At 40.9% G+C, this 23,587-nt stretch carries 25 protein-coding genes; 11 read left to right on the top strand and 14 right to left on the bottom strand.

Annotated elements, in window-relative coordinates; all coding sequences use genetic code 11:
* Position 1 precedes the first annotated feature (1 nt).
* Positions 2 to 2,719, bottom strand: a complete 2,718-nt coding sequence (locus F896_RS08435; protein WP_016163960.1) for an autotransporter assembly complex protein TamA — start codon at positions 2,717 to 2,719, stop codon at positions 2 to 4.
* 162 nt (positions 2,720 to 2,881) lie between these two features.
* Here F896_RS08435 and F896_RS08430 point away from each other — a divergent pair, with 162 nt between their 5' ends.
* Both F896_RS08430 and coq7 read left to right on the top strand, forming a co-directional pair.
* A complete protein-coding gene (locus tag F896_RS08430; RefSeq protein WP_032882250.1) occupies positions 2,882 to 4,201 on the top strand; it encodes an MFS transporter in 1,320 nt (439 codons plus the stop codon).
* Between the two features lie 3 nt (positions 4,202 to 4,204).
* The gene (gene coq7, locus F896_RS08425; RefSeq protein WP_016163962.1) at positions 4,205 to 4,840 is read left to right on the top strand and encodes a 2-polyprenyl-3-methyl-6-methoxy-1,4-benzoquinone monooxygenase; all 636 of its coding nucleotides are present in this window, start codon (positions 4,205 to 4,207) and stop codon (positions 4,838 to 4,840) included.
* Positions 4,841 to 4,899: 59 nt separating this feature from the next.
* Here the strand turns inward: coq7 and F896_RS08420 are convergent, their stop codons facing one another.
* The 9 genes from F896_RS08420 to F896_RS08380 form a co-directional block, all read right to left on the bottom strand.
* On the bottom strand, positions 4,900 to 5,364 hold the full coding sequence (locus F896_RS08420) for a hypothetical protein (protein ID WP_016163963.1): 465 nt from the start codon (positions 5,362 to 5,364) through the stop codon (positions 4,900 to 4,902).
* 142 nt (positions 5,365 to 5,506) lie between these two features.
* Entirely contained in the window at positions 5,507 to 6,058 is a 552-nt protein-coding gene (locus tag F896_RS08415; RefSeq protein ID WP_004806464.1) for a DUF2799 domain-containing protein, read from the bottom strand.
* Positions 6,059 to 6,097: 39 nt separating this feature from the next.
* Complete coding sequence (locus F896_RS08410; protein WP_016163964.1) at positions 6,098 to 6,532, bottom strand: 2-amino-4-hydroxy-6-hydroxymethyldihydropteridine diphosphokinase; 435 nt, start codon at positions 6,530 to 6,532, stop codon at positions 6,098 to 6,100.
* Positions 6,489 to 6,869, bottom strand: coding sequence for a dihydroneopterin aldolase (gene folB, locus F896_RS08405; protein ID WP_016163965.1), 381 nt, complete (start codon positions 6,867 to 6,869; stop codon positions 6,489 to 6,491). Before folB ends, F896_RS08410 begins: the two co-directional genes overlap by 44 nt.
* Positions 6,870 to 6,895: 26 nt before the next feature.
* A complete protein-coding gene (locus F896_RS08400; RefSeq protein WP_016163966.1) occupies positions 6,896 to 8,194 on the bottom strand; it encodes an ABC1 kinase family protein in 1,299 nt (432 codons plus the stop codon).
* Between the two features lie 56 nt (positions 8,195 to 8,250).
* Positions 8,251 to 8,979, bottom strand: a complete 729-nt coding sequence (locus F896_RS08395) for a HesA/MoeB/ThiF family protein (RefSeq protein ID WP_277606228.1) — start codon at positions 8,977 to 8,979, stop codon at positions 8,251 to 8,253.
* Between the two features lie 497 nt (positions 8,980 to 9,476).
* The gene (locus F896_RS21445) at positions 9,477 to 9,920 is read right to left on the bottom strand and encodes a hypothetical protein (protein WP_016163968.1); all 444 of its coding nucleotides are present in this window, start codon (positions 9,918 to 9,920) and stop codon (positions 9,477 to 9,479) included.
* A 57-nt stretch (positions 9,921 to 9,977) separates the two neighbouring features.
* Complete coding sequence (locus F896_RS08385) at positions 9,978 to 11,009, bottom strand: lipase secretion chaperone (protein WP_016163969.1); 1,032 nt, start codon at positions 11,007 to 11,009, stop codon at positions 9,978 to 9,980.
* 80 nt (positions 11,010 to 11,089) lie between these two features.
* Positions 11,090 to 12,106, bottom strand: a complete 1,017-nt coding sequence (locus tag F896_RS08380) for a lipase family alpha/beta hydrolase (protein WP_016163970.1) — start codon at positions 12,104 to 12,106, stop codon at positions 11,090 to 11,092.
* A 278-nt stretch (positions 12,107 to 12,384) separates the two neighbouring features.
* Between F896_RS08380 and F896_RS08375 the strand changes: the two genes are divergently transcribed.
* Both F896_RS08375 and F896_RS08370 read left to right on the top strand, forming a co-directional pair.
* Positions 12,385 to 13,404, top strand: a complete 1,020-nt coding sequence (locus F896_RS08375) for a helix-turn-helix domain-containing protein (RefSeq protein ID WP_016163971.1) — start codon at positions 12,385 to 12,387, stop codon at positions 13,402 to 13,404.
* 56 nt (positions 13,405 to 13,460) lie between these two features.
* Positions 13,461 to 14,039: a flavin reductase family protein gene (locus F896_RS08370; RefSeq protein ID WP_016163972.1), complete on the top strand. Its 579-nt coding sequence runs from the start codon at positions 13,461 to 13,463 to the stop codon at positions 14,037 to 14,039.
* A 39-nt stretch (positions 14,040 to 14,078) separates the two neighbouring features.
* Here the strand turns inward: F896_RS08370 and F896_RS08365 are convergent, their stop codons facing one another.
* Entirely contained in the window at positions 14,079 to 14,648 is a 570-nt protein-coding gene (locus F896_RS08365; RefSeq protein WP_016163973.1) for a hypothetical protein, read from the bottom strand.
* A 166-nt stretch (positions 14,649 to 14,814) separates the two neighbouring features.
* Complete coding sequence (locus F896_RS08360) at positions 14,815 to 15,585, bottom strand: 3-hydroxyacyl-CoA dehydrogenase (RefSeq protein WP_016163974.1); 771 nt, start codon at positions 15,583 to 15,585, stop codon at positions 14,815 to 14,817.
* A gap of 143 nt (positions 15,586 to 15,728) precedes the next feature.
* On the opposite strand from F896_RS08360, the gene F896_RS08355 reads away from it, so the two are divergent.
* Together F896_RS08355 and F896_RS08350 are read left to right on the top strand one after the other, a co-directional pair.
* Positions 15,729 to 16,787 (top strand): AraC family transcriptional regulator, encoded by a 1,059-nt coding sequence (locus F896_RS08355; protein ID WP_016163975.1) that lies wholly within the window; start codon positions 15,729 to 15,731, stop codon positions 16,785 to 16,787.
* Between the two features lie 15 nt (positions 16,788 to 16,802).
* Positions 16,803 to 17,435, top strand: a complete 633-nt coding sequence (locus tag F896_RS08350; protein WP_016163976.1) for an FMN-binding negative transcriptional regulator — start codon at positions 16,803 to 16,805, stop codon at positions 17,433 to 17,435.
* Here F896_RS08350 and prmC read toward each other — a convergent pair.
* Both prmC and prfA read right to left on the bottom strand, forming a co-directional pair.
* Positions 17,432 to 18,250 (bottom strand): peptide chain release factor N(5)-glutamine methyltransferase, encoded by an 819-nt coding sequence (gene prmC / locus F896_RS08345; protein WP_016163977.1) that lies wholly within the window; start codon positions 18,248 to 18,250, stop codon positions 17,432 to 17,434. The two genes, F896_RS08350 and prmC, sit on opposite strands and share 4 nt — an antisense overlap.
* The gene (gene prfA / locus F896_RS08340; protein ID WP_005212840.1) at positions 18,250 to 19,338 is read right to left on the bottom strand and encodes a peptide chain release factor 1; all 1,089 of its coding nucleotides are present in this window, start codon (positions 19,336 to 19,338) and stop codon (positions 18,250 to 18,252) included. The genes prmC and prfA overlap by 1 nt, the downstream gene beginning before the upstream one ends.
* Before the next feature lie 238 nt (positions 19,339 to 19,576).
* Between prfA and yiaA the strand changes: the two genes are divergently transcribed.
* The 5 genes from yiaA (at position 19,577) to F896_RS08320 (ending at position 23,585) form a co-directional block, all read left to right on the top strand.
* Positions 19,577 to 20,044 carry an inner membrane protein YiaA gene (gene yiaA, locus F896_RS08335; RefSeq protein WP_016163978.1) on the top strand — a complete coding sequence of 156 codons (468 nt, stop codon included), beginning with the start codon at positions 19,577 to 19,579 and terminating at the stop codon, positions 20,042 to 20,044.
* 237 nt (positions 20,045 to 20,281) lie between these two features.
* On the top strand, positions 20,282 to 20,710 hold the full coding sequence (locus F896_RS08330; RefSeq protein WP_004806422.1) for a hypothetical protein: 429 nt from the start codon (positions 20,282 to 20,284) through the stop codon (positions 20,708 to 20,710).
* Positions 20,711 to 20,855: 145 nt separating this feature from the next.
* Positions 20,856 to 22,223 (top strand): prephenate-dependent tRNA uridine(34) hydroxylase TrhP, encoded by a 1,368-nt coding sequence (gene yegQ / locus F896_RS08325; protein ID WP_016163979.1) that lies wholly within the window; start codon positions 20,856 to 20,858, stop codon positions 22,221 to 22,223.
* A 1-nt stretch (position 22,224) separates the two neighbouring features.
* Positions 22,225 to 22,479: a YfhL family 4Fe-4S dicluster ferredoxin gene (locus F896_RS0119905; RefSeq protein ID WP_032882253.1), complete on the top strand. Its 255-nt coding sequence runs from the start codon at positions 22,225 to 22,227 to the stop codon at positions 22,477 to 22,479.
* 170 nt (positions 22,480 to 22,649) lie between these two features.
* A complete protein-coding gene (locus F896_RS08320) occupies positions 22,650 to 23,585 on the top strand; it encodes an ABC transporter permease (protein ID WP_016163980.1) in 936 nt (311 codons plus the stop codon).
* Positions 23,586 to 23,587 lie beyond the last annotated feature (2 nt).

Here is a 23,587-nt window from a genome sequence, read left to right on the forward strand (position 1 = left end):
TTTAAAGCTGTGGACCAATAAAGAAATGTAATCGAATTGGATTGTTATCATTAGAAATACCCGATGCGATATCTAATCGAATTGGTCCAATTGGTGATCTCCAGCGGATACCAACACCCACACTATATTCTGTTGGGTTGCTAAATTGTTTGTCATAAGCGTTACCGAAGTCCGAGAACACCGCAGCACGCCAGCCATCTTTAAATTGATAATTATATTCTAAAGAGCCAACCCCTAAGGCTTGACCACCTATCTTATAGCCATTTTCTTCAGGTGATAAACTCTTATAGTCGAAACCACGCAAAGACTGATCACCACCGGTAAAGAAGCGCAAGTTATAAGGAACTTTATTAAAGTCATCGGTAAAAATATAACTTGCATCGCCACGACCGACAAATTGATGATTGTCGTTTTCACCCAATGAATAAATGAAACGCCAACCTGCACTTACAATTGCCATATTGGCATCAGAGAGTAAAGATTCTGTCCCCAATTCCACTTTATAGGTCTGTTTGAATCCACGCGTTGGATTTAAACGGGTATTGGTATTGGTTTTTGATGCCTCATAACCCAAGAGCAAGGATTCTTGCTCAGAATCAATTCCTGAAACTTTAAAAGCATCAGGTAATTCATCAACATTGACATCACCTTTTTTGGTGAGGCGGTCTAAACGATAACGTAAACCAAAAGTATGTTGCCAATCGCCCAAGGGATTTTTAATGACACGTTCACCACCGAGTACCGCAGATTCAACCAATAAGTTGACATCTGGACCAATGTCATCACGGGTTTCACGTTCATAACCGCCGACAAGGTTAAAGTAGTCATTCAATGGATGTTTATAGGGAATGCTATAACGACCATCAATCGATTGACGGATTTCTGAAACCTCAACGTTGGCATCAAAAGAATGCCCATATTTATTGACGATAGCACGGCGGTACTGGGTACGAATACGTGCACCCGTATCTGTCCCATAACCAATACCAGTTTCAAGGCTATTTAAACGATCGGCATTCAATGTCACCACAACAGGAATTTTGCGTTCTACCCGCGCTTGCTCTTCGAGTTTTTGACGTTCTTCATCGTCATCATCATGTGCAGGGGGCATTGGCATTGAACGAGCTAAAGCATAAGGTTGTGCAGGTTCAGCGCCTGAGAATTGCGATTCATCCACGACATCCTGCGTCACTTCTTGCGCAGAGGTAATTTTTGCACGAGCAAGATCTGCTTTCTGTTGACTGCTCATCAATTGTGATTCTTGCACACGTTGCTGATCAACCAAAGCTTGCAAGTCAGGTGGTAAATCAAGAGGCGGTTGAATGGCATCCGGCTTGATCGTATCAACCAAGGTATAGTTAAAATAACGCGAGTTGGTTAAGTTGTTCGCCAATGCATTGACACGCCAGAAGGCATAATCATCGCCTTCTTTCCATGGTGCCAAACTATCTAAAACCTTCTGAGTGAGTGGCAAAGGCTTGCTCGGATCACTCATCCGATATTCAACTTGCTTTAACTTATAACGCTCACCTGTTTCATAATTTAAATTAATCTCAGCGGTTTTTTCAGGCTGACTAATTTTAACATCATGCAATCGCCAAAAGGCATCGAAATAACCATTGTCCGAAGCCACTGTGGTAATTTTAGTTTTGGTTGCTTCATATGAACCATGATTAAAAATATCGCCTACATCTTGTTCTGGAATTAAACGGATGACCTGGAATTGCGGTGTATTGGCGCCTGCACCACTAAATTCAATATTTTGTTCTTTAATTTTGACTGGTTCATTTGGAACCACAATCACCTTAACTTTGCTCTCACTCTCTTTCACAAAGGTATAAGTTGCATTGTAATAACCTACAGCCTGTGCTGCCTGATTGGTCAAAGCACGGAGTTGAGGTAAAGCGACATTAAACTCCTCAAATGATTCTTGAGTAAAACTTGAGAGCTTTGCCTTAATATTGAGGGCAAGAATAGGTGGTGCACCGCTTACATCCGCTGTAATACGGGGAATTTTATCCACATTGAGTAAGTTATCTGGGCGGAAACGATTCACAATTCGCTTAAAGAATCCAACCTTTTCCTGCGGTTGATCAGACTTAGGCTGCAAATCAGCTAATGTTTTACCTGTTTCATTGGCCTCAACCACGATTTTACTATCCGCTTGGATCTCACCCATTAACTGGTCAATATTCAACGGCGCTTGCTTGATTTCAGTCAGTTCCGTCTGTGATGCATCAGTGATGATTGGTTCAGGATTTCTTGCCGTATTTTCACGATACGCTTGTGCTTCATTTTTCGCATCTTCAGCAACACGGAAGATTTCATTTGCCATACCTTGATCCACAGGAATTACAGGCAAATTTTCTAAATTGTCGTCAAGCTGAATCGGTTTTAATTCATTAATCTGATTAGTTGATTGTTCTTGTTCTTTTAATGCAGCCAAACTGTCCTGCCCAGGCAATACCCCTTGATCTGCAAGATTGATTGCTGGAGTTGTCGGTGCAGATGCAGGAACTGCCAATTCAACAGGTTGTTCCGTTTGTTCAACTGCCTGATTTTCAGACACAGTTGAATTTTGCTCTTGAGCATAAGCAACTGATATGCAAGAACTAATTAAAAAACCACTACAAATAAGTTTAGGAAAACCCTGCATTTTAAAAATTAAATGCATAGAATGAACCAGTGTAGACTGTTTAAACTTCGTTTTAGATGGCATGTAAAACTCTAAATTTGTTTTTTAATTTATCGTTTTTGACGGGTGAAATAACTTCAAATCTTTGATTTTTCATCCAATCAGACATAGGTATCATACATGCATTTCATCACATTTTTACAGTTCGTCACATTTTTTTATAAATCACAATGAAGTGAACACACGATGAAACAAGACGAGCACTTAATGACTTCGCGTCGGTTCGCCCCGATGTTTTTCACTCAGTTCTTTGGCGCACTTAATGATAATGTTTATAAGCAAGCGCTGTTGTTAGTTATTACCTATGGGTGGATTCAACAACAAAGTGCCCCGATCAGTACCTTAAATAATTTAGCTGCTTTATTGTTTATTTTGCCCTACTTCTTTTTTTCGGCAACTGCAGGCCAAATCGCGGATAAGTACGAACGCTCGCAACTGATTCGCTTCATTAAAATATTAGAAATCGTAATCATGTTGATTGGTACGGCTGGCTTCCTGCTCGGCAATTTATGGTTACTGCTGTTTGCCTTATTTTTAATGGGCACTCACTCAACCTGTTTTGGTCCAATCAAATACGCAATTTTGCCTGAAATTTTAAAGCCACAAGAGTTAATGTCAGGCAATGCCTTGTTTCAATCAGGTACATCGATTGCGATTTTGTTGGGGATGATTCTAGGCGGCGCTGTGATTGCTTCTTCTGCGGGCAATCTGCTCTGGATCAGTGTCACCGTTGTGACGATTGCATGCTTAGGCTATTTGTGTAGCCGCTTTATCTTGCCGCAGAAAGTCGCCGCGCCAGACTTAAAAATTGACTGGAACTTTATTCGTACCAGTTTTCAAACCATCAAATATGCCAAAAGCATCCCCGTTGTATTTGTAATTTTGTTGGGTAACTCTTGGTATTGGTTCTATGGTGCAACTTACCTAACCCAAATTCCACAACTGACTCAACAAAACCTGCATGCTTCGGAAAATGTAGTGAGCCTATTACTCACCTTTTTCTCGGTTGGTATTGGCGTCGGTTCTTTACTTTGCAGAAAAATTGGTGGGTCAGACATTAATATCAAGATGGTGCCATACGGCGCAATTGGTTTAACCGTTTTTGCGCTATATCTGGCAGCAAGCCTTGCCTTTGTACCTGAGCGTACGGGTGAGTTACTTAGCTTAAAAGATATGTTTACGCTCGGTGCAGTCTATTATCATGTGATGTTGGCAGTGACTTTACTGGGCATTAGCGGTGGATTCTATATCGTTCCACTCTATGCAATGATGCAGGCCTATTCACCACGCTCACACCGAGCACGTGTCGTCGCAGCAAATAACATTTTAAATGCTGTATTTATGGTCTCTTCCGCAGTTTTCTCGATTTTAATCTTAAGCATTTTAAAAATTGATATTAAAATCTTATTTACCATTACCGCTGTTTTAAGTGCAATTTTTTCATTTTGGTTATTAAAACGCCTAAAACCTTTATTGGAAAATGCTCCCAATACTTTAGAGGATTAATCTATGCGTCATTACACAGGTCTCGATAAAATGATTCATTCGTTTGATCAAGCCTTACGTAGTTTGGTACCAGGTGCAACCAGTGCACAACGGACGAATCCTGCCAGTGATGAACCTTCACAACTTTGTGTCAGTGATGCCCGTCATGTTGCAGGCTTGATGCGAGTTAATCATAGTGGTGAAGTCTGTGCTCAAGCGCTTTATCATGGTCAAGCACTCACTGCAAAATTACCGCATGTCCGTGAAGAAATGCAGCAAGCTGCAATTGAAGAACAAGACCATTTGGCTTGGTGCGAAGATCGTTTAAAAGAATTAGATAGTCACACCAGTGTGTTAAATCCAATTTGGTATGGTCTATCTTATGGTATGGGTGCGATTGCCGGGATTGCAGGCGACAAATACAGCTTAGGTTTTGTCGCAGAAACTGAACGTCAAGTCAGCCAACACCTACAGGAACACATTCAGCAACTTCCTGCACATGATGAACGTTCACGTAAAATTCTGGTACAGATGAATGAAGATGAATTGCATCATCGCGATACCGCCCTAGAAGCAGGTGGTGTGGACTTACCTACACCTGTACGGATTACCATGACTGCCATTTCAAAACTTATGACTAAAACCAGTTATTATCTTTAAGTTATCCAAGGGAATTATTGCTTGGTAATTCCCTTTTCTTTTAACTGGCACAATCAAAATTAACGAAATACAATTTTACCTTTATCAGTGGAATAACGGTCATTCCAAAAGCTCTGCGACTGCTTGTCTAAATCTGTAAAAATCGTGTAGTCGATTTTACCCTGTCTAAAACTGAGCTGATCATTCTTCTTTACAGCAATAACACGAGTGTCATTCACCCAGACTCGCTGTTGTTGATCAATTTTAATCACAGCCAAAGCTGTGCCATCTGATCTTTCCGCAATCCACTGTGGTTGCTGCGTTGTAGTTGATGCACTCGGACTTGATACGTCTACCGTTTGTTCGACAAATCCCGCCTTGATATTTTCTTCTTTGCTTTTGCTAATATCACAACCCTGTGCTTCACTGACTTGGGTACAACCCGATTGTTCTAATTGTTGTCTATATTTGGCATCAATTGCATAGGCTGAGTTCATGCTGCCATAGAGGATAATCCCTAGAGCAATAAGTAACTTGGCTTGCATAAATAATTCCTTCATTATTCGCTTGTTATCTATTTAAACATCCCTGTATACATGCGTATGTAACTCAAGTGTGTTTAGTCACAAACAAAAATCCATGGACTTAACCATGGATTTTTTTAAATCATCACTCAAGCATCACGGCTTAATACAAACCATGTTCGGCCTTAAAGCGTTCTAGATTTCGGACAGCTTGATGGTAACGTGACTGTACCCAACTGCTATTGATACGCAAATCATATAAACGTTTCTGATAATCATCCCGTACTTTGCTTGAAAGGTCTTTTCGTTCCAGCTCTTTCAAATAACGATTCATATCATTTTGAGAACGATCAAACTCTGAATCTGCTTGATAGTATTCATTGGCAACTTGATAGTAGCTGCGCAAGGATTCGCGCTTTTCGATTGGACAAACGCGAATATCGCCACGACCTTCGAGCGCTTCACTAAAGATAATTTCTGGTCGGCAATAATACCCTAGACCTTTCTGATAACCTTGTTCATATAGTTTTTGATTGGGCACAATATTGGCTTTTTGACAGGAAGAATAGTATTTGTCTAAACGTGATTCATGCCCATCGGAGCCATCTCTTTCGCCCACATTAAACCAATTTGCTGTTTTGCATTGCTCGACACTCATAGCCGCACAACCCGAAAGTAAAACCGTTAAAGTCGATAAAATCAAAATAAGTTTCATAAAAACTTCCTATTATTATAGTGTTACTTTATCAAAGTATTACATTGTAATGACAGGATATTGCATGCTTTGAAGATGAGCTAAATCCGCATGCTGCCATAAATCATATAAAGGAATTTTTACATCCAAAGCCAATGGTAACTTTTTTGGATTAAATTGCATATGATCTAAAGTTTCACCCCATGCAATGACATCAATATCTAAACTAATATGATGTGATGGGCGAATTCGACCTGATTGTGCTTCTAATTTTTTGAGGATTTCAATCATTTCATCGACACCAAGGCGACTTTTTAATAAGCAGGCAGAATTCCAATAATCTGCACCTATCCTATCTCGACACGGGATTTCATAAATTGGAGAAAATTTCACTGTGCCCAAATTTGAGAGCTGCTCATAGGCAAAAGTGAAATTTTGTTGCTGCTGGACATTACTCGCCAGTGCGAGCGCAAAAATTGTTTCTGTTGCGTTCAAGGCGAATTCCTACTGCATTGGCTTGTGCAATGATGGCGGGTTTGCGAATGGTGATACTGATCGATTCGATCGAGGGGAAAGTCGTAAATAGACACTCAAGTACCAATTGTGCGGCGTGCTCAATCAGTTTCGGTTTCGCCTCTTGTATAACTTGGGCTGCAAGCTCACAAAGCTGCGCATAGTTGAGCGTATCTTCTAGCTCATCAGAATCGGCAGCTTGTGATAGATCATTATGAATGGTGAGATCTAACATTAAAGGTTGAATAATCTGGCGTTCCCAGTTGAAACAGCCAACCACAGTATCAACCTTCAACCCTTCAATTATAATGGCATCCATAATGACCTAATGAACCGATAAATAAATTAATGCTTTAAAAACGAAGCAGGTTCAATATTGTGAACCATTTTTAAACGTTGGTCAGCATAAATATCGGTATATGGTGCGAGAACACGCATGAAACGATCAAAATATAGCATTTGCTTGAATAATAAAGCGAAGTCACGTGGGAACTTAATGCCATGACGCTCACCCACGGCCACCATATCCATCATGATGTCATTCAAATCTGAAGGATTGGAACTCAGAATTTCTTGCGGATCTGCCAATAACACACCACTAAATAAACGCTCTAAGTCATCAGCCAATACTTGAGTATCAATTTTCTGATGGGTCATGCCCATTTTCAGCATGTTTTCAGCCATTGCGTTGTAATTGGTATGCTGTAAAGCATCCATAAACGCCATACATGCTGTCCATACCTCAGGGTTTAGCTGCCCAACAATACCGAAATCAATAAAACCAATACGACCATCTTCCAGCAGCATCAGATTGCCTGCATGTAAATCGGCATGGAAACTCTTACATAGCATTAAGCTGCCAAACCATGTATTCATCGCAGTGATCAAGACCTGTGTTGGGTCTTTGGCGTATTGTTTCACCACATCAAAGTCAGTCAATGACACACCATATAAACGCTGCATGGTGAGCACACGGCGAGTCGAAAACTGATGATAAACTTTTGGTGCAGTTGCTGCTTGATTGCCTGAAACATTCAAGTACTGAATGAAGTCATCCAGATTCTGAGCTTCTTCAATAAAATCAACTTCACGCACCATACGTGTTTTGATCTCATCTACGATTTCAGAAAGCGATGCAAACTTAATTTTTGGCACAGCTTTTTCTAAAAGTTTTGTCGCCCAATGCACTACGTTTAAGTCGGTATACAAAATGGTTTCAACACCAAGTTTTTGAACTTTTAATACCACATCTTCGCCCGTGACTAATCGAGCGGCATGGACTTGCGCAATTGACGCCGAAGCCAAAGGTTTTTCATCAATAAAACTGAAAATCTCATTGAGATTACGACCTTCAAACTCTTCTGCCAATACTTTTTGAATATAGCTAAACGGTAAGGTTGGGGTTTGATCTAAACAGCCTTGGAATTCCTGAACGTATTCACGCGGAAATAAAGACGGTGTACTGGCAATAAATTGACCCAGTTTAATATAAGTCGAACCAAGCGACTCAAAGGTCTCACGCATAAGTTTGGCGTTGCTTGGTTTTTCAGTTGCATATTTCACACCTGCTTGTGCTGCAACCACCACTGTTTCACCAATACGTGCAACAGATCGTAATCCATCGAATAAAATATTTCTTTTCATAATCTTTCTTGCCTCACAGATGGCATTAGTTTAGCAAATTTTGCTCAATTTACCGATCAAGTTGCCTGACAAACTGGACAATTTACATCTTTTTCAAATTTAAGAATGCGTTGCGATAGATTTAAACCATTCCAAAGTAATAGTTTTTGCTTGAGTGGCATCAAACCAAGCCCTAAAAACAGTAACGTGTGATGTGCTTGTAATGACGCTATCATTACAGGCGTAGTTGACAATACACCTGAATCCGCACAGCGCAGCCCTTCATTAGTCTGATCCTCTTTCGGAAATAGGCATTCATAACAGGCTGAATCCGATTCCACCATAAACATCTGCCCTTCAAAACCAATGGCTGAGGCACTGATGAGTGGCACCTGATGTTTTTTACACACTGCATTGACCAGATAACGAGTGGTAAAATTATCGCAACCATCTAAGACTACATCTTGATGCTGTACGAGTTCATCAGCATTCGTTTCATCGAATCGTATATTTTGATAGCTGACCTGTATATGCGGATTAATTTCTTGTAGATGTTTTGCCAATATTTCGGCCTTGTATCGACCTAAATCATTTGTCGTAAATGCGATTTGTCTTTGTAGATTACTTATTTCAATCGTATCGGCATCGACAATAGTAATCTTTCCCACACCTGCACGTGCCAATAGCTCAGCACTGGTGCAACCGATTCCTCCTGCGCCGATAATCAAGACATTCGCGAGTTTTAGTTTTTCTTGTGCTTCGATATCCCAACCATCTAATAAAATCTGACGACTATAGAGATGCATTTCCTCATTGCTTAGCTCAAATTCGTTTTCTAAATGGTCTGACACGTGACTTGCTTCTTTATCATCAAGGGTAATGCCGATTTTAAGTCGATGTAGGATTTGAGGAAAGTAATAAATGGGAACGAACACTGTTTTCTTTTGACAAAAAGCTATTTTTACCCCAATATTTTTCTTACTCTTTAACAGCTTAATCAAATCAATAAGTTACTATATCAGTTAAAAACTTTGGGTATTTCTGCCTTTTGGGATATAACTGAATGTTTTAACTTATATTATTTCAATTATTTTATAGTTCATGACGGCATACGTCATTTAGAAATACAGAAACGGCAGTTATTTTAAATCAACCTAGTTCATGACGGCATACGTCATTTAGAAAGTTTTATGAAAAGTCTAAAACTGAGCCGATCGGTTCATGACGGCATACGTCATTTAGAAAAACGTAATAATAATGATGCCTGTGCCGTCTACGTTCATGACGGCATACGTCACATAAATTAATGTTCTAACTGGAGATAAGATTTAAACTGAAAACCACGATGTATCAAAGCGTTTAAAGAAATGGGAAATCTAATTCTGGCAGTTTGTAATACTTGAAGAACCCATGTTTTTTCGGCTAAAAATTCAAATAAGATCTTATCATCACATATCCTCAGACCAGTAAAGATATCGGTCTGATAAACCTGTCCTATCCATAATGACTCCAGCAATATATTTTTATCCAGATCGGCTAAGGCCAAAGTTAAAGTTTCCTCGAAGATACAATCATGGCTAAGGAAAAGAAGATAGCAGTGAGAATATACACAGACCACACCTTCTAACACTTTACCCTCAACCCTAACCCCTGTCTTTTTCCCTTTCACCAAGACTTCAGACTGGGGCAAACACTTATCTGTCATATCTTGGATCAATGCTAAACCGATATAATCAGCCACATACATATTCAACTTTGCCTAATAAAATGATTACTGATTATATTTCCATCTATTACTTTGACTCTACTTCCGATCATGCATCATTTCATAAGACTGAGCTCTTAATAAATCTTCTTTAGTTCCAAAAGATTGATTACGTAACTGATTAATTGACTGCTGTTTACTGGCATCACTTGCATCGCTTTTTAAAATTTGGTCACGTTCAGCCAAATATCCATTCACCTGTGTTTGCCATCCTGCTTCTTCTTGATCAACTTTCTCCAAACGATCCGCTGCTTCTGGCCCCAATAAGCTTTCACGCATATTCCGCAGCTCTTGTGCAGAACCGCCCTTTTCCCGAACCTCTTGAGTCAGCTGCTGCAATTCGGCGAATTGCATCGAAACCCGAACACCATCAGCCAATGTTGTTGGAAGTTGATCAATCAATTTCGCCAACTCAGCCGCCTTTTGTTGAGCGCTCAGGGTTTTATTGGCATGAATACGCATTTGATCGATATTAAACTGGTTCAAATTACGTTCATTGCCAAATAACGCATTGATCTCAGCCGCATTAAAAAATTGCTGTTGTACTTTGTACATCTGCTCAATCACTTTTTGATATCCATCAATATCACCTGTTTTAAAATTACCCGTCGGTTTTATATTTTTTAAGGCATGGGTATAAGCAACATATTGATCTAGCAGATAGCTCGCATAACTTGAAGCTGTGTCAGGTAAAGTCGCAGTGAGATACTGTCGAATATCGGTAATCAGTTCCGTTTCGGTTTTTTCACCTAAACTGGAAAAGAAATAATCAAAACAACTACGAATCCCAACGGTTAAAATCAATTTACCGTTTGCATCGACCTGAATTGGACAGTCAATTTCGGTACCTCGCAATGAAGATGCCAATTCAGGCATTTTGCCTTTTTGATTATTTTTCGCACTCCCCTCTAAGCTATTTTCTGTAATTTGTGATTGAGCCTGTTGATTTGGCGCATGCTGGGTATTTTGAGCATCTGGTTTAAATATCCAATAGATTAAAGCCAGTAAGAGCAATAAACATACGATTAAAACTATACTGATGGTTTTATTATTCAAAAATTTACCGTTCATCATCCCTTGCTCTATTTATCATTCTTTCGTTGAACCGTTAATAGCCAAAGGAGCAACGGATTGCCCCTTTGGCAAATAAATTATAAACCTTGATTTTTTAAGCGATTTGCTTGAGTACGATAAGGGGTTACTGGGTTTTGTAAGAAACCAACCAACCCGAGGATCTGGTTTACTTCATCTAAATGGTTAAATGCATAATTGTCACGAATCACAGTTCCCAAATGACTCGAACAACGCGGCACTAAGCCATCATTTTCACCAGAAATCAGTAAAGAAGTTGCTGTTAATGCATAGTCCATCGGATCTAAAGCATTGGTAAACGGACTGGTTCCACTCCAAGAATAATAACGCACACCATTGACTAGTTCTGTTCCTGAACCACACGCTGTGGTTGGTACACCTGCTGGAAAACGCTGGTTAAAATTGGCTGAACCGCGAGTCGTTAAAGAGTCTAAGCCTGCCAGTGCATCTTGATCATAATAATGTCCAGAACCAATACCCACCAACGAGAAGAAGGCATTCACCCCTGCCGCAATAATAGGTGCAAGTGCTGGACCTACAGGAGACTTAACCACTGAGTCAACCACATCTGCAACATCCGAACCTTTGGTTGGACCACCCACCGCTGTGACTGAAGCAATTTTGTTAGGCAACAAACTCGCAACATAACGAACTGATTGAGAGCCATGGCTATGGCCAATTAAGTTAATTTTCTCCGCACCAGTAATTGCCAATACTTGCTTCGCCTGTAGCAATAATTGCTCACCGCGTACTTCTGATGAATTAAAAGAAGCTTGTTGTGCGACAAAGACATTTGCACCATTACCCACCAAGTCCTCTGTAATACCATTCCAGTACTGCAAAGGACCAACCGCAGAGAAACCTGCCATCCCATGTGCCAATAGAATTGGATATTTAGTTTTCGCATAACTTGATGTCACACTGGTGCTACCGCCGACTGAACAAGAGTTCACATTACAGTTTTGCCATGATGCCTTTGGTGCAAAAAAATCAAACAAACCTGCATGTACTACAGATCCGCTGCTCACCACCATGCCTGCCATCAGCGCCATGACATTTAAATATTTTTTCTTCACGTTTTGCTCCTAGCATTTTTCATTTTTATTACAACGATTTAGTCTTTTTCTTCGTATCTGGAATCATTCCGAGCATACAAACGACTGGAAAAAATTATACTCCTTCGCAATATTGTGTGATTTTTAGACTAAAACAAACTGTGCCAAAATCATAACAATTCGTGCCAAAATTACGCTGGATTGAAAAAATTCCGATGAATGCACATTTTCAAATCCATCACTCTGCTTTAATTTCAGAATGAATTGGATCAGCTTTAAAATGGAATTTAATTCGTCCTATGAGTATTCCCCGTCTTCATAATCAGCATTTTATTAGTAGCTCTTATGCACATCTACTGAGTGAGGTGGTATCAGGATGGAATATTTCAGCTGAAACCTTATTTTGGGGCACAGGTGTTGAAATTGATAAACTATCTGATCTCAATGATAAGATCAGCCTAAATGCCTTTAAAAAAGTGATTGCTCGAACCATTGAGTTAACACAAGAACAAGGCATCGGTTTTTATGCAGGAACCCAGTTAAAAATCAGTTCACATGGCTTACTCGGTTTTACTGTTGCCATTTCAAAAAATGCCTTAGAAGCGATTGAAACCATTAATCAATTTGTCAGCTTGCAATGTTCATTTGTCGAATTAAATTTTAAAGTTGAAAATGAGCTCGCCTATTACAGCATTGCTTATGATCGTTCCTTACTGAATTTTAATGATGAATCTGATACGCAAGCCTACGAGTTTAGCTGTATTTTCTTTCTGACTGGTTTTGTGCATTTAGTCCGATTCTTTATCCCAGACTTCAAACCTAGCATCGACCTACAATGTAAATACCCTGATTATTTTTCTCGTTTTAACGACATCTTGGCATCTACTTTTGTAGAAATACGTTATGAACAGCCTTATACCCGCTTAATTGCCGCTGCAACTTTTCTAGACGCACCACTCAGTATGGCCGATCCACTCACAGCAGAGAAATTTAAATTACTGTGTCAAAAAGAGCTGGATGAACTACATGCGACGCAAGATATTTTACAACGAGTCAAATATTTGATTGATGATAAAACAGAAGGCTTACTCAGTATTGATCAAGTTGCTCAAAAGCTAAACTTAACCAAAAGAACCTTACAACGGATGTTGCAAGAAAAAACCATCAGTTTCCAAAGCTTATATGATGAGGTACGAAAAGAAAAAGCCAAGAAACTGATGCTAAATCCTTTTATGACCAAAGATGAGCTTGCTAAAAAACTGGGATATTCCTCTCTCTCAAGTTTTAATCGTGCCTATAAACGCTGGGAAATTGAATAATAAATTAGAGAACTTTATGTAACAATGGAGTGATGTCTCAACCTTGTGGATGTTATATGAGTCAGCCAGAAATTACCGCTGTTGAACTTCCTAAAGCCTATCGCCTGCTCAATCATGGCCCGACAGTTTTGGTTTCTGCTCAGTATGGGCAAGAGCGCAATGTCATGGCAGCGGCTTGGGCTTGCGCACTGGAACTTACGCCAGCCAAAGTCACGGTGGTTCTAGATAAAAGTACCAAGACTCGCCAATTGGTTGAGCAAAGTGGTTATTTTGCCTTACAAGTGCCCTGCTATGCGCAAATTGATATGGTGCATCAACTTGGAACCATTAGCCAGTTTGATCATCCAAGTAAGTTAGAAGAATGCAAAACTGAATTGTTTTACCAAGATGATTTTCCTGTCCCACTGGTAGCAGGTAGTCTGGCTTGGCTGATCTGTAAAGTGATTCCAGAACCACACAATCAACAAGCCCATGATTTGTTTATCGGCTCAGTAGTGGGTGCTTGGGCTGATTCACGGGTATTCCGCGATGGGCATTGGCACTTTCAAGATGCCAGTAAAGAGTTGCGTAGTCTGCATTACATTGCAGGCGGTACATTCTATCTGATTGGTGACGAAGTCACGGCGAAGAAATAGCAATGGATATGAGGCAAGGTAGAATAAGCTTTGCCTCTTTTATTGGTCATTGATTTTCATCAATTCACGATACATAAGATCCAAGAACTGCTGCTGTTCTTGGTCATTTTTAAAGTAACGTTGATAAAGACCACTACAGCTTTGCACATCAGCAATATTGGCTTTATTAAACGACCAATCCTTTCGATCTTTGATGCTGATTCCTAGATCATCATCACAACTCTGCCATAGCTGAGAAAATCTGGTTCGTTTATCTGCATCTAGTTTTTTAAAGTCGGCATACACAGAATAGCCGCACATAGCTGAATTAAAAAACTGAGAAATCATGGTGACTGGTACACCACCCCAATCGATGCTTTGACCAATGGGCAATCGAATATCGGTCAGTTTATTTTCTGACATGATCTTGGGCTGCTTACCTTGTTTGAAGTACTGTTCCTTATAGACCAAGGTCGTTCCTGCTGGAACATGAATTTTTTTAACCAACATTGGTTGCTGTGTCACATAGTAGGGATAATTGGGTCTTGAGTTACCACCTGTCGGGCTCATATTCCCCACACAACCTGCTAAAGACACAATCATAGCAGATAAAAAGATCATCGCTTTCATCGTTGTTATTATCATCCAGATCAATATTCTGATTCGACCTTAAAACGAAATCGATTCGAAAACAATATCAAATACCAAACAGCATCAATGCCAAAGTAAAAACCGCTGTGAAGCCCACAGCGGCTTTACATAAAATCAGATCTTGATGTCCTAATTAAAATAAAAATTACTTCGCCGCCATACGGATTGCACCGTCTAAACGGATTACCTCACCATTCAAATAGGAATTTTCAGCAATATGTGCCACTAAGCGCGCGAACTCTTCTGGGCGACCTAAACGTGATGGATAAGGCACCATTTGTCCTAAAGCATCTTGCACATTTTGAGGCAAACCTTTCAACATTGGAGTTTCCATAATCCCTGGGGCAATGGTCATGACACGGATACCATGCCGCGCTAACTCTCGTGCAATCGGTAAAGTCATCGCCACCACAGCACCTTTTGATGCAGAATAAGCCGCTTGTCCAATCTGACCATCAAAGGCAGCCACTGACGCGGTATTCACAATCACGCCACGATCTTCGTCACCTTCTGCAACGGTATTTTTACTCATCGCATCTGCTGCAAAACGTAGCATATTGAATGTCCCTGTGACATTGATATGCAAGGTTTTTGAGAACATGGCCAAATCATGTACGCCGTCTTTACCGACGACTTTTGCAGAGGGGCCAATGCCTGCACAATTGATCAGACCATAAACACTGCCATGTTTCGCCAATACATCTTTAAAAAACTGCTCTGCCGCAGCTTCATCAGTCACATCCAGTTTTACAAATTCTGCTTGAGCACCTAATGTCTGCGCTTGTTGTTCCCCAGCGTCGACATTCATATCGACCAAAGTGACAGAAGCCCCCTTTTCTACTAAATATTCCGCTGTTGCTGCGCCTAGACCCGAACCGCCACCTGTAATAACAAAATGTTTTCCCTGAATTTTCATTTACGTTTCCTATCAAATTAAAGATATAAATTTTTATAACTAAGCCTAAAGGCAAGTTTTTTCCGATACAATTTCAAAAAGTCGCAAATTTGCTGCGGCTTTTGAGCATTCGATTTCATTTTTCTCCTGTATTTTATTGATATATGAACAAAAATCTCAACCTCGATCTTAATTCGGCTAAGGACACCATTTCAAATGCTTTAATTCGTGAAGCGTTGAGTGTTGCGGCAAGTCGTGGGTTGAATATTGTCAATATCGCCAATCGAGCAGGTATTTCAGCAGAGTTATTGACTTCCTCCAAGGCACGAGTTCCCGTGACCCAATGTGCACAGTTATGGATCGAGCTTGCGGAAAGTATGAATGATGAATTTCTCGGTATGGACACTCATCCCATGCGCCGAGGCAGTTATAGCCTATTAGCAAAATTAGCTTTCAATGCTGAAACCCTTGAGCAAGCCATCCACGAGATTTTAAAATTTTTAAGTTTGGTGCTTGATGATATTCGGGGTGAGTTGGTACAACGTGGCGCTAAAGCCTATCTGATCTTGCATGATCGTGAGCATCCCAAACGGATGTTTACTTATTCTACCTATTTAATGTTGGTGCATAGTCTGATGTGCTGGTTGAGTGATCAACGCATTGGCTTTCATAAAATGAGTTTTAGATGCCACCCACCTGTGGAAATCCAAGATTATCGGGTACGGTTTTGCGAAAACATTCAATTTAATGCCGAGCAAAACCAAATCGAGTTTGACGCGCATTATCTCAAGCATAAAATCAAAAAAGATAAACAAGCGCTCAAGGATTTTCTCAAACACACACCTTATAACCTAATTGTACGCTTTAAAAATGAGAACTCGTTAAGCTTACAGATCCGTCGTCAACTGCTGTTACAACCACCATCACAATGGGATGAGCTAAAAGAGATTGCGCAGCAACTGAATATGTCGACTGCTACCATTCAACGTCGTTTAAAGCAAGAAGGTGTCAGTTATCAACAGCTTAAAAATGACATTCGCTGTGATATTGCCATTGAACGACTCAGCAAAACGAATGATTCAATCCAGAACATCAGTGATGATTTGCATTTCCATGACCCAAGTGCGTTCCATCGTGCCTTTAAAAAATGGACGGGGGTCAGTCCGGGCAGCTATAGGAAGTCTTCACCCAATAAAAAGAAACGGTTGGGTCATTTAGAATAATCGAAGGAGTAGACAATGTATTTGCCTGAAATATTTGAAGAAACAGATCTTGAAAAATTATACCAACTGATTCAGGACTACCCTTTTGCCACACTGATAAGTCATAGTGCTGAGGGCTTAGAAGCCAATCATTTACCCTTTCATTTATTGCGTGATGAGCACAGCCAAACAGCGACACTGATTGCACATATTGCCAAGAATAATCCGCTACATACTCAAATTGAAAATGGTGCAGCGGTCTTGATTATTTTTCAGGGTGAGCAAGGTTATATCTCACCGAATTGGTATCCGAGCAAGCAACAACACCATCAACATGTACCAACATGGAACTATCAAGTGGTTCACGTCAAAGGATGTATCAATTTCTTACATGGTGAAAAAGCGTTACGCGGCATCTTGGCTAGATTGACACGTACCCATGAAGCCAAACAAGCAAAGCCATGGAAAATGTCAGATGCACCAGACGAATATATTGCTCAGGAACTGCAAGGCATTGTTGGGATCGAAATTCCGATTTCACACCTTACAGGAAAGTTTAAACTCAGCCAAAATCGGGAAAAGCCAGATGCTTTAGGCGTGGTGGATGGACTGCAACAACAAGGTGAAAGCCGTTTAGCCAATGCAGTACAGCAATATATTCAAGATTAAGCCTGCTTTTGTCCCAGACTGACCCGATCATTACCACCATAATCCTTGATAGTTTGGATCTGTTCAAAACCTAACTGTTCAAAGATTTCACATACTGCTGACCCTTGATCATAACCATGTTCAAGCACAATCCAGCCATTCGGTTTAAGCCAGTCTTGACCTTGGGTAATGATAATTTCAATATCTGCCATACCCTGCTTATCTGCAATCAATGCGCGCTCAGGTTCAGACTTGAGCTTTTGCATATGCACATCGTCAGGATCGATATATGGCGGATTCGATACAATCAGATCAAACTGTTGCTGTTCTAAAGCTTCAAACCAAGCGCCACAAGCAAACTTGACCTGCATGAGACCGTGTCGCACGGCATTGTCCTGCGCTACGTCTAAAGTCGGTTCATAGATATCAGTTGCAGTGACTTGCCACTGTGGACGCTCACTCGCAAGTGCCAAAGCAATCGCACCCGTGCCTGTACCTAGGTCAACAATATTGGCTTGTGAATTTAATGGCAGTTTTAACACCGTTTCCACAAGGATTTCGGTATCTGGACGTGGTACCAAAGTGTCATGTGTTACTTTTAAATCGAGCGTCCAGAAAGGTTGAGAACCAATGACATAAGCCAAAGGTTCACCCTGTTCAATACGAGCCAGCCCATCTAAATAAGCTTGCTCCTGCATTTCCGTCAATTCTTGCTCAAGTCTTAATTTAAGTTCTAAGGCATTAATCCCCAAAATATGTTCGAGTAGCCATGCCGCCTCTTGACGTTCATAGCTATCAATTTCACCTTTAATCTCTAAGGCTTGAGCAATATTCATTAGCCGCCATTTTCCTGTGCAAGCATCGCCAACTGATCCGCCTGATATTCACGATGCAAACTATCCAGCAATTCAGTTAAATCACCTTCCATAATCGCATCTAACTTATATAAGGTCAGGTTAATACGGTGATCGGTCATACGACCTTGTGGGTAATTATAGGTACGTATACGCTCTGAACGGTCACCTGAACCAACCAAGTCACGGCGCATTTCTGAGGTTGCTGCATCAGCCGCCGCACGTTTCGCATTTTCTAAACGTGAGACTAACAAAGCCATGGCTTTGGCTTTGTTCTTATGTTGTGAACGTTCTTCCTGACATTCCACCACCACACCTGATGGTATATGGGTAATACGCACCGCTGAATCGGTTTTGTTAATGTGCTGACCACCCGCACCTGATGCACGGTAAGTATCAATACGCAAATCGGCAGGGTTGATTTCGACTGTGGTATCTACATCGACTTCTGGCAGAATCGCAACCGTACAAGCCGAAGTATGTACACGACCTTGTGATTCCGTTGCAGGAACACGTTGTACACGGTGTGCACCACTCTCAAATTTCAAACGACCATAAACGCCTTCGCCGTCAATACGACAAATGATTTCTTTATAGCCACCATGCTCACCTTCATTTTCAGAAAGCACTTCAATACGCCAACCTTGTGTTTCAGCGTATTTGCTATACATGCGGAATAAATCACCCGAGAAGATCGCAGCTTCATCACCGCCTGTCCCAGCACGAACCTCAAGATAGGCTGCATTGGCGTCATTTGGATCTTTCGGAATCATCAACACATTCAATTGCTCTTCAAGTGCAACCAACAGTGCTTTATTTTCTTTGATTTCTTCCTCGGCCATGTCTTTGAAATCAGGATCTGATTTCATCGTTTCAGCCGTTTCGATATCTTCTTCTGCTTGACGATATTTGCTCCAAACCTCGGTGATTTCGGTTAAATCATTGTGTTCACGGGACAGTTTACGAAAACGTTTATTGTCCGAAATTACTTCTACATCAGCGAGTAATGCAGTCAGCTCTTCATGACGATCACAAAGTTGATCGAGTCTTAAACGGAGTGATGCTTTCATGGGCGGAATATCTCAAAATCTAAAGACTCAGTGCCAATGAAGCACGAGCAAAATCAAAAAATTGCGCATAGTTTACAGACTCTACTGCTTAAAAGACATAGAGAATCAGGGGAACTTACTATTCCTCCTCCATTTCATCACAAATTGTTCAGTTTTAGTTTTCATTGCTTGTTCTCTGATCAAGGCTTATATATAAATAATGAAGGACAAATAGAAAGATAAAACAACAGGATAATCTATGAATAATTTTATAAACCGTCCCACCTCAGCCTTTATCGCTGCAAGCTGGGTGGCCTTACTCGCAGGTGGCGTTGGCTTTATGATTGGTCTATGGAATACCAATATGCCCTTGCATGAAAAAGGCTATTATCTTGTGATTTTGCTTTACGGACTTTTTTCCGCGGCTTCTTTACAGAAAACTGTTCGTGACCAACTCGAAGAAATTCCCGTTACAGCGATTTACTATGGACTATGTTGGGCTTCGATGGCACTTTGTATTGGTCTATTATTGGTGAGCTTATGGAATGCAGAACTCAGCATGAGTGAAAAAGGCTTTTACATCATGTCCTTCTTATTAAGTCTGTTTGGCGTGGTAGCAACCCAAAAGAATATCCGTGACTTAAACTATCTACGTTTGCAAACTGAACTGAATCCTCGCCAGCTCAAACTTGAAGAACAAATCAGCAAAGACGATCAATTAGATTAATTAAAGAATGAATGGAACCTTAAAATAAGGTTCCATTGTTTTTGTGCAGTGATTAACTATCTTATTGTTTAATCGAACTTAACCCTCATTCTTCAACATCCTCAGCAACAAAACACTACAATCCAGACACTAAAGAGTAATAATTCAGGAAAGCTTCTCCACACTTCCATATGCAAATTTTGTTACATTTGCAGCCATGAAAAAGAGGTCCGCCATGTTTCGGACACGGAGTCAAAAATGAAATTAAATGCTTGGTTATGTGCTGCTGTTTTTGCGAGCTCATCATTGGTTACTGCTGCTCATGCTGATAATGCAACCCGTGTTGCTGCGACGTCTGCGCTTGGTAGTGTTGTAGGTACAGCAATTGGTAAAGAAATGGGTGGAAACAGCGGCGCAATGATTGGCTCTGCACTCGGTGGTGCTGGTGGTGCGGCAGCTGCAAGTAGCAAACGTACACGTACTGAAGCTGCCATTGGTGGTGGTCTAGGTGGCGTTGGTGGTTATACTGTAGGCAAAAACCTGGGTGGCACTACAGGTGGTTATATTGGTGCTGCTGCTGGCGCGGCGGGTGGTTCTGCTCTAGGCCGTAAAGTCGGTCAAGACCGTGACTATGACAATTACCAGTCTAAAAAATACAAGAAAAAAAGAAAACATCGTCATCACTAATTCTAAAAAGCACCTTCGGGTGCTTTTTTATGGCCTAGATTTTCCCTAAACATCAATAAAATCCTGAGCAAAATGCTAGGTTGAATCCTTATGCTGAACTTTCTAGAATAATCCCTTATTTTCCATATGCCTTTTATTCTGCATCATGAATACTGAATTACTCTCTCCTGCTGGTTCACTTAAAAATATGCGTTATGCCTTTGCTTATGGTGCCGATGCCGTTTATGCAGGTCAACCACGTTATAGCTTACGCGTGCGCAACAATGAATTTGACCATGACAATTTAAAAATCGGGATTGAAGAGGCACATGCCCTAAGCAAAAAATTTTATGTGGTGGTCAATATCCAGCCACATAACAGCAAACTAAAAAACTTTATCCGAGATATCGAACCGATTATTGCCATGCAACCTGATGCGCTGATTATGTCAGACCCCGGTTTGATTATGTTAGTACGTGAACATTTCCCTGAGATGCAGATTCATCTATCGGTACAGGCCAATGCGATCAATTGGGCCACAGTAAAATTCTGGAAAGACTATGGTCTAAGTCGCGTGATCTTGTCACGAGAACTTTCGCTCGAAGAAATAGAAGAAATCCAGAAATATGTCCCAGACATTGAATTGGAAGTGTTTGTACATGGTGCACTGTGTATGGCTTATTCAGGACGTTGCCTGCTATCAGGCTATATGAATAAACGTGATGCCAATCAAGGCGCCTGTACCAATGCCTGTCGTTGGGACTATAAAATCCACACAGCGCAAGAAGATGCCAATGGTGATGTCATTCCTGTTCAGCAGGTCGCTACTCAACAGCAATGTTGCTCAAAGACATCTAACAACACGGATACGGCGCAAACTGTTTTGGTGCAGCGTAATAAAGAAGACATGTTTGCTGCTGAAGAAGATGAGCATGGCACTTACTTCATGAACTCCAAAGACCTCCGCGCAGTGCAGCATGTGGAACGTCTGACTCAAATGGGAGTCGCTTCTTTAAAGATTGAAGGCCGGACTAAATCTTATTTTTATTGTGCCCGTACTGCACAGATTTACCGTAAAGCTATTGATGATGCGCTAGTGGGTAAAGAGTTTGATCCTAGCTTGATGACACAACTGGAAGGATTGGCCAATCGTGGTTATACCGAAGGCTTCTTGCGTCGCCATGTGCATAGCGATTATCAAAATTATACCGATGGTTCATCACATTTTGACTATCAACAATTTTGCGGTGAAGTGATTGAACGCAATGGCGACTATATCCGAATTGAGGTTAAAAACCGCTTTATGGTTGGTGATTCACTTGAATTGATGACACCTAAAGGCAATATCAACTTTAAATTAGAACAAATGCGTGATCTTAAAGGCAATGCCATTGAAAATGCCAAGGGCTCAGGACATATCGTCGAAATTCCATTTTCCCCAGAAGTCGATATTGAATATGCACTCTTGATCCGTAATTTGCCACACGCCACAACCGAGTTGCAATCTGTAGCGCTTGCCTATTCGGCCCATTAATATGGCACTCATCATTACCAATGCATGTATCAATTGTGATATGTGCTTGCCTGAATGTCCCAATCAAGCGATTGATGAAGGTGCAAAAGTCTATGAAATCGATCCAGAACGTTGCACTGAATGCATCGGTTTATATACAGCACCCACTTGCCTTGCTGTCTGTCCCATCGATTGTATCCAGCCTGACCCAGCGTGGCTGGAATCTCCTGATCAGCTGCTGATAAAATTCAATAATCTCAATCTATTCAAACATTAAATACGCACATCGATATAGGCGAAAACACATTAAAAACGTTACAAAGCGCCTATCTCGCTTCTCAATGACCGTACTTCATCCTGATTTTGCTATTCAGCATCTGCACTGGCATCAAAATTGCTAACTAGTATTACGTTTTATTCAATTAGTATTACTACGGGTGTGCACCTATGCATCATTCAGTATTGTCAAAAAGGAAAAAGCTTTACTTGAGTTTGGGATCTTTTCTGATTCCCATCTTAATCTGGAGCTGTGTCAGTTACTTGCCTTTTATCTGGCATCCACAAGTTCAAATTACCGATGCAGGCTCAGCCACTTATCTACAGGCAGGCACCCGAATAGATAAGCAAGCTTATTATGCAGAGGCTCAAGATGCCGTCAATCAAGGTAAAACACCGCCTACAGGTATTCTGGTCAATCCGATTTATCTGCCAGCACCACATCAAGTGGCGAAAGCCCTGTTTACTTCGTTTACCACGCCACCTCAGCAGGCTGACGCACCTTGGTTACATCAAAGCTTGTGGCACAGTATCAAGATTGTATTTACGGCGTTTTTTATCTCCTCCTTGATCGGAGTGCCGCTTGGTATCCTCTGTGGTTTTTCCAATACCATTTCCAAGCTAACTGAACCCTTTGTCGAGTTCTTTCGCTACCTGCCTGCACCTGCCTTTGGGGCATTGGCTGTGGCGATTTTAGGTATTAATGATGCCCCGAAAATTGCCATTATTGTGATTGGTACACTATTTCAGCAAATTTTGATCATTGCCAATACCACCCGAATGGTTGATCGCGGCTTGGTTGAAGCAGGTTATACACTAGGTACCAATAAGCTTAAAAGCCTGTTCCATGTGGTGATTCCTGCGGCACTGCCTGATATTTATCGTGATCAACGTGTCCTATTGGGTTGGGCTTGGACCTATTTAATTGTGTCGGAACTGATTGGTGCGACCTCAGGAATTACATGGTTTATTACTCAACAAGCGCGTTATCAAAATTTCGATAATGTTTATGCAGCTATCCTGATTATCGGGGTGATTGGACTGTTGTGTGATTTGATTTTAATGAAATTGGGCACTTTCCTATTCAAATGGAAAAAAGGAGTATAAAT

It is taken from the genome of Acinetobacter genomosp. 15BJ, assembly GCF_000400715.1.
GTDB lineage: Bacteria > Pseudomonadota > Gammaproteobacteria > Pseudomonadales > Moraxellaceae > Acinetobacter.

Bases quoted from the DNA above. Each gene is read 5' to 3' on its own strand.
- F896_RS08320 (WP_016163980.1), top strand. From the start codon at position 22,650: ATGCATCATTCAGTATTGTCAAAAAGGAAAAAGCTTTACTTGAGTTTG.
- F896_RS08435 (WP_016163960.1), bottom strand. From the start codon at position 2,719: ATGCCATCTAAAACGAAGTTTAAACAGTCTACACTGGTTCATTCTATG.
- yegQ (WP_016163979.1), top strand. From the start codon at position 20,856: ATGAATACTGAATTACTCTCTCCTGCTGGTTCACTTAAAAATATGCGT.
- coq7 (WP_016163962.1), top strand. From the start codon at position 4,205: ATGCGTCATTACACAGGTCTCGATAAAATGATTCATTCGTTTGATCAA.
- F896_RS08415 (WP_004806464.1), bottom strand. From the start codon at position 6,058: ATGAAACTTATTTTGATTTTATCGACTTTAACGGTTTTACTTTCGGGT.
- F896_RS08330 (WP_004806422.1), top strand. From the start codon at position 20,282: ATGAAATTAAATGCTTGGTTATGTGCTGCTGTTTTTGCGAGCTCATCA.
- F896_RS08385 (WP_016163969.1), bottom strand. From the start codon at position 11,009: ATGAACGGTAAATTTTTGAATAATAAAACCATCAGTATAGTTTTAATC.
- F896_RS08350 (WP_016163976.1), top strand. From the start codon at position 16,803: ATGTATTTGCCTGAAATATTTGAAGAAACAGATCTTGAAAAATTATAC.
- F896_RS08420 (WP_016163963.1), bottom strand. From the start codon at position 5,364: ATGCAAGCCAAGTTACTTATTGCTCTAGGGATTATCCTCTATGGCAGC.
- F896_RS08355 (WP_016163975.1), top strand. From the start codon at position 15,729: ATGAACAAAAATCTCAACCTCGATCTTAATTCGGCTAAGGACACCATT.
- F896_RS0119905 (WP_032882253.1), top strand. From the start codon at position 22,225: ATGGCACTCATCATTACCAATGCATGTATCAATTGTGATATGTGCTTG.
- F896_RS08365 (WP_016163973.1), bottom strand. From the start codon at position 14,648: ATGAAAGCGATGATCTTTTTATCTGCTATGATTGTGTCTTTAGCAGGT.
- F896_RS08430 (WP_032882250.1), top strand. From the start codon at position 2,882: ATGAAACAAGACGAGCACTTAATGACTTCGCGTCGGTTCGCCCCGATG.
- yiaA (WP_016163978.1), top strand. From the start codon at position 19,577: ATGAATAATTTTATAAACCGTCCCACCTCAGCCTTTATCGCTGCAAGC.
- F896_RS08375 (WP_016163971.1), top strand. From the start codon at position 12,385: ATGAGTATTCCCCGTCTTCATAATCAGCATTTTATTAGTAGCTCTTAT.
- folB (WP_016163965.1), bottom strand. From the start codon at position 6,869: ATGGATGCCATTATAATTGAAGGGTTGAAGGTTGATACTGTGGTTGGC.
- F896_RS08400 (WP_016163966.1), bottom strand. From the start codon at position 8,194: ATGAAAAGAAATATTTTATTCGATGGATTACGATCTGTTGCACGTATT.
- F896_RS08360 (WP_016163974.1), bottom strand. From the start codon at position 15,585: ATGAAAATTCAGGGAAAACATTTTGTTATTACAGGTGGCGGTTCGGGT.
- F896_RS21445 (WP_016163968.1), bottom strand. From the start codon at position 9,920: ATGTATGTGGCTGATTATATCGGTTTAGCATTGATCCAAGATATGACA.
- F896_RS08395 (WP_277606228.1), bottom strand. From the start codon at position 8,979: ATGCATCTCTATAGTCGTCAGATTTTATTAGATGGTTGGGATATCGAA.
- prmC (WP_016163977.1), bottom strand. From the start codon at position 18,250: ATGAATATTGCTCAAGCCTTAGAGATTAAAGGTGAAATTGATAGCTAT.
- F896_RS08370 (WP_016163972.1), top strand. From the start codon at position 13,461: ATGAGTCAGCCAGAAATTACCGCTGTTGAACTTCCTAAAGCCTATCGC.
- prfA (WP_005212840.1), bottom strand. From the start codon at position 19,338: ATGAAAGCATCACTCCGTTTAAGACTCGATCAACTTTGTGATCGTCAT.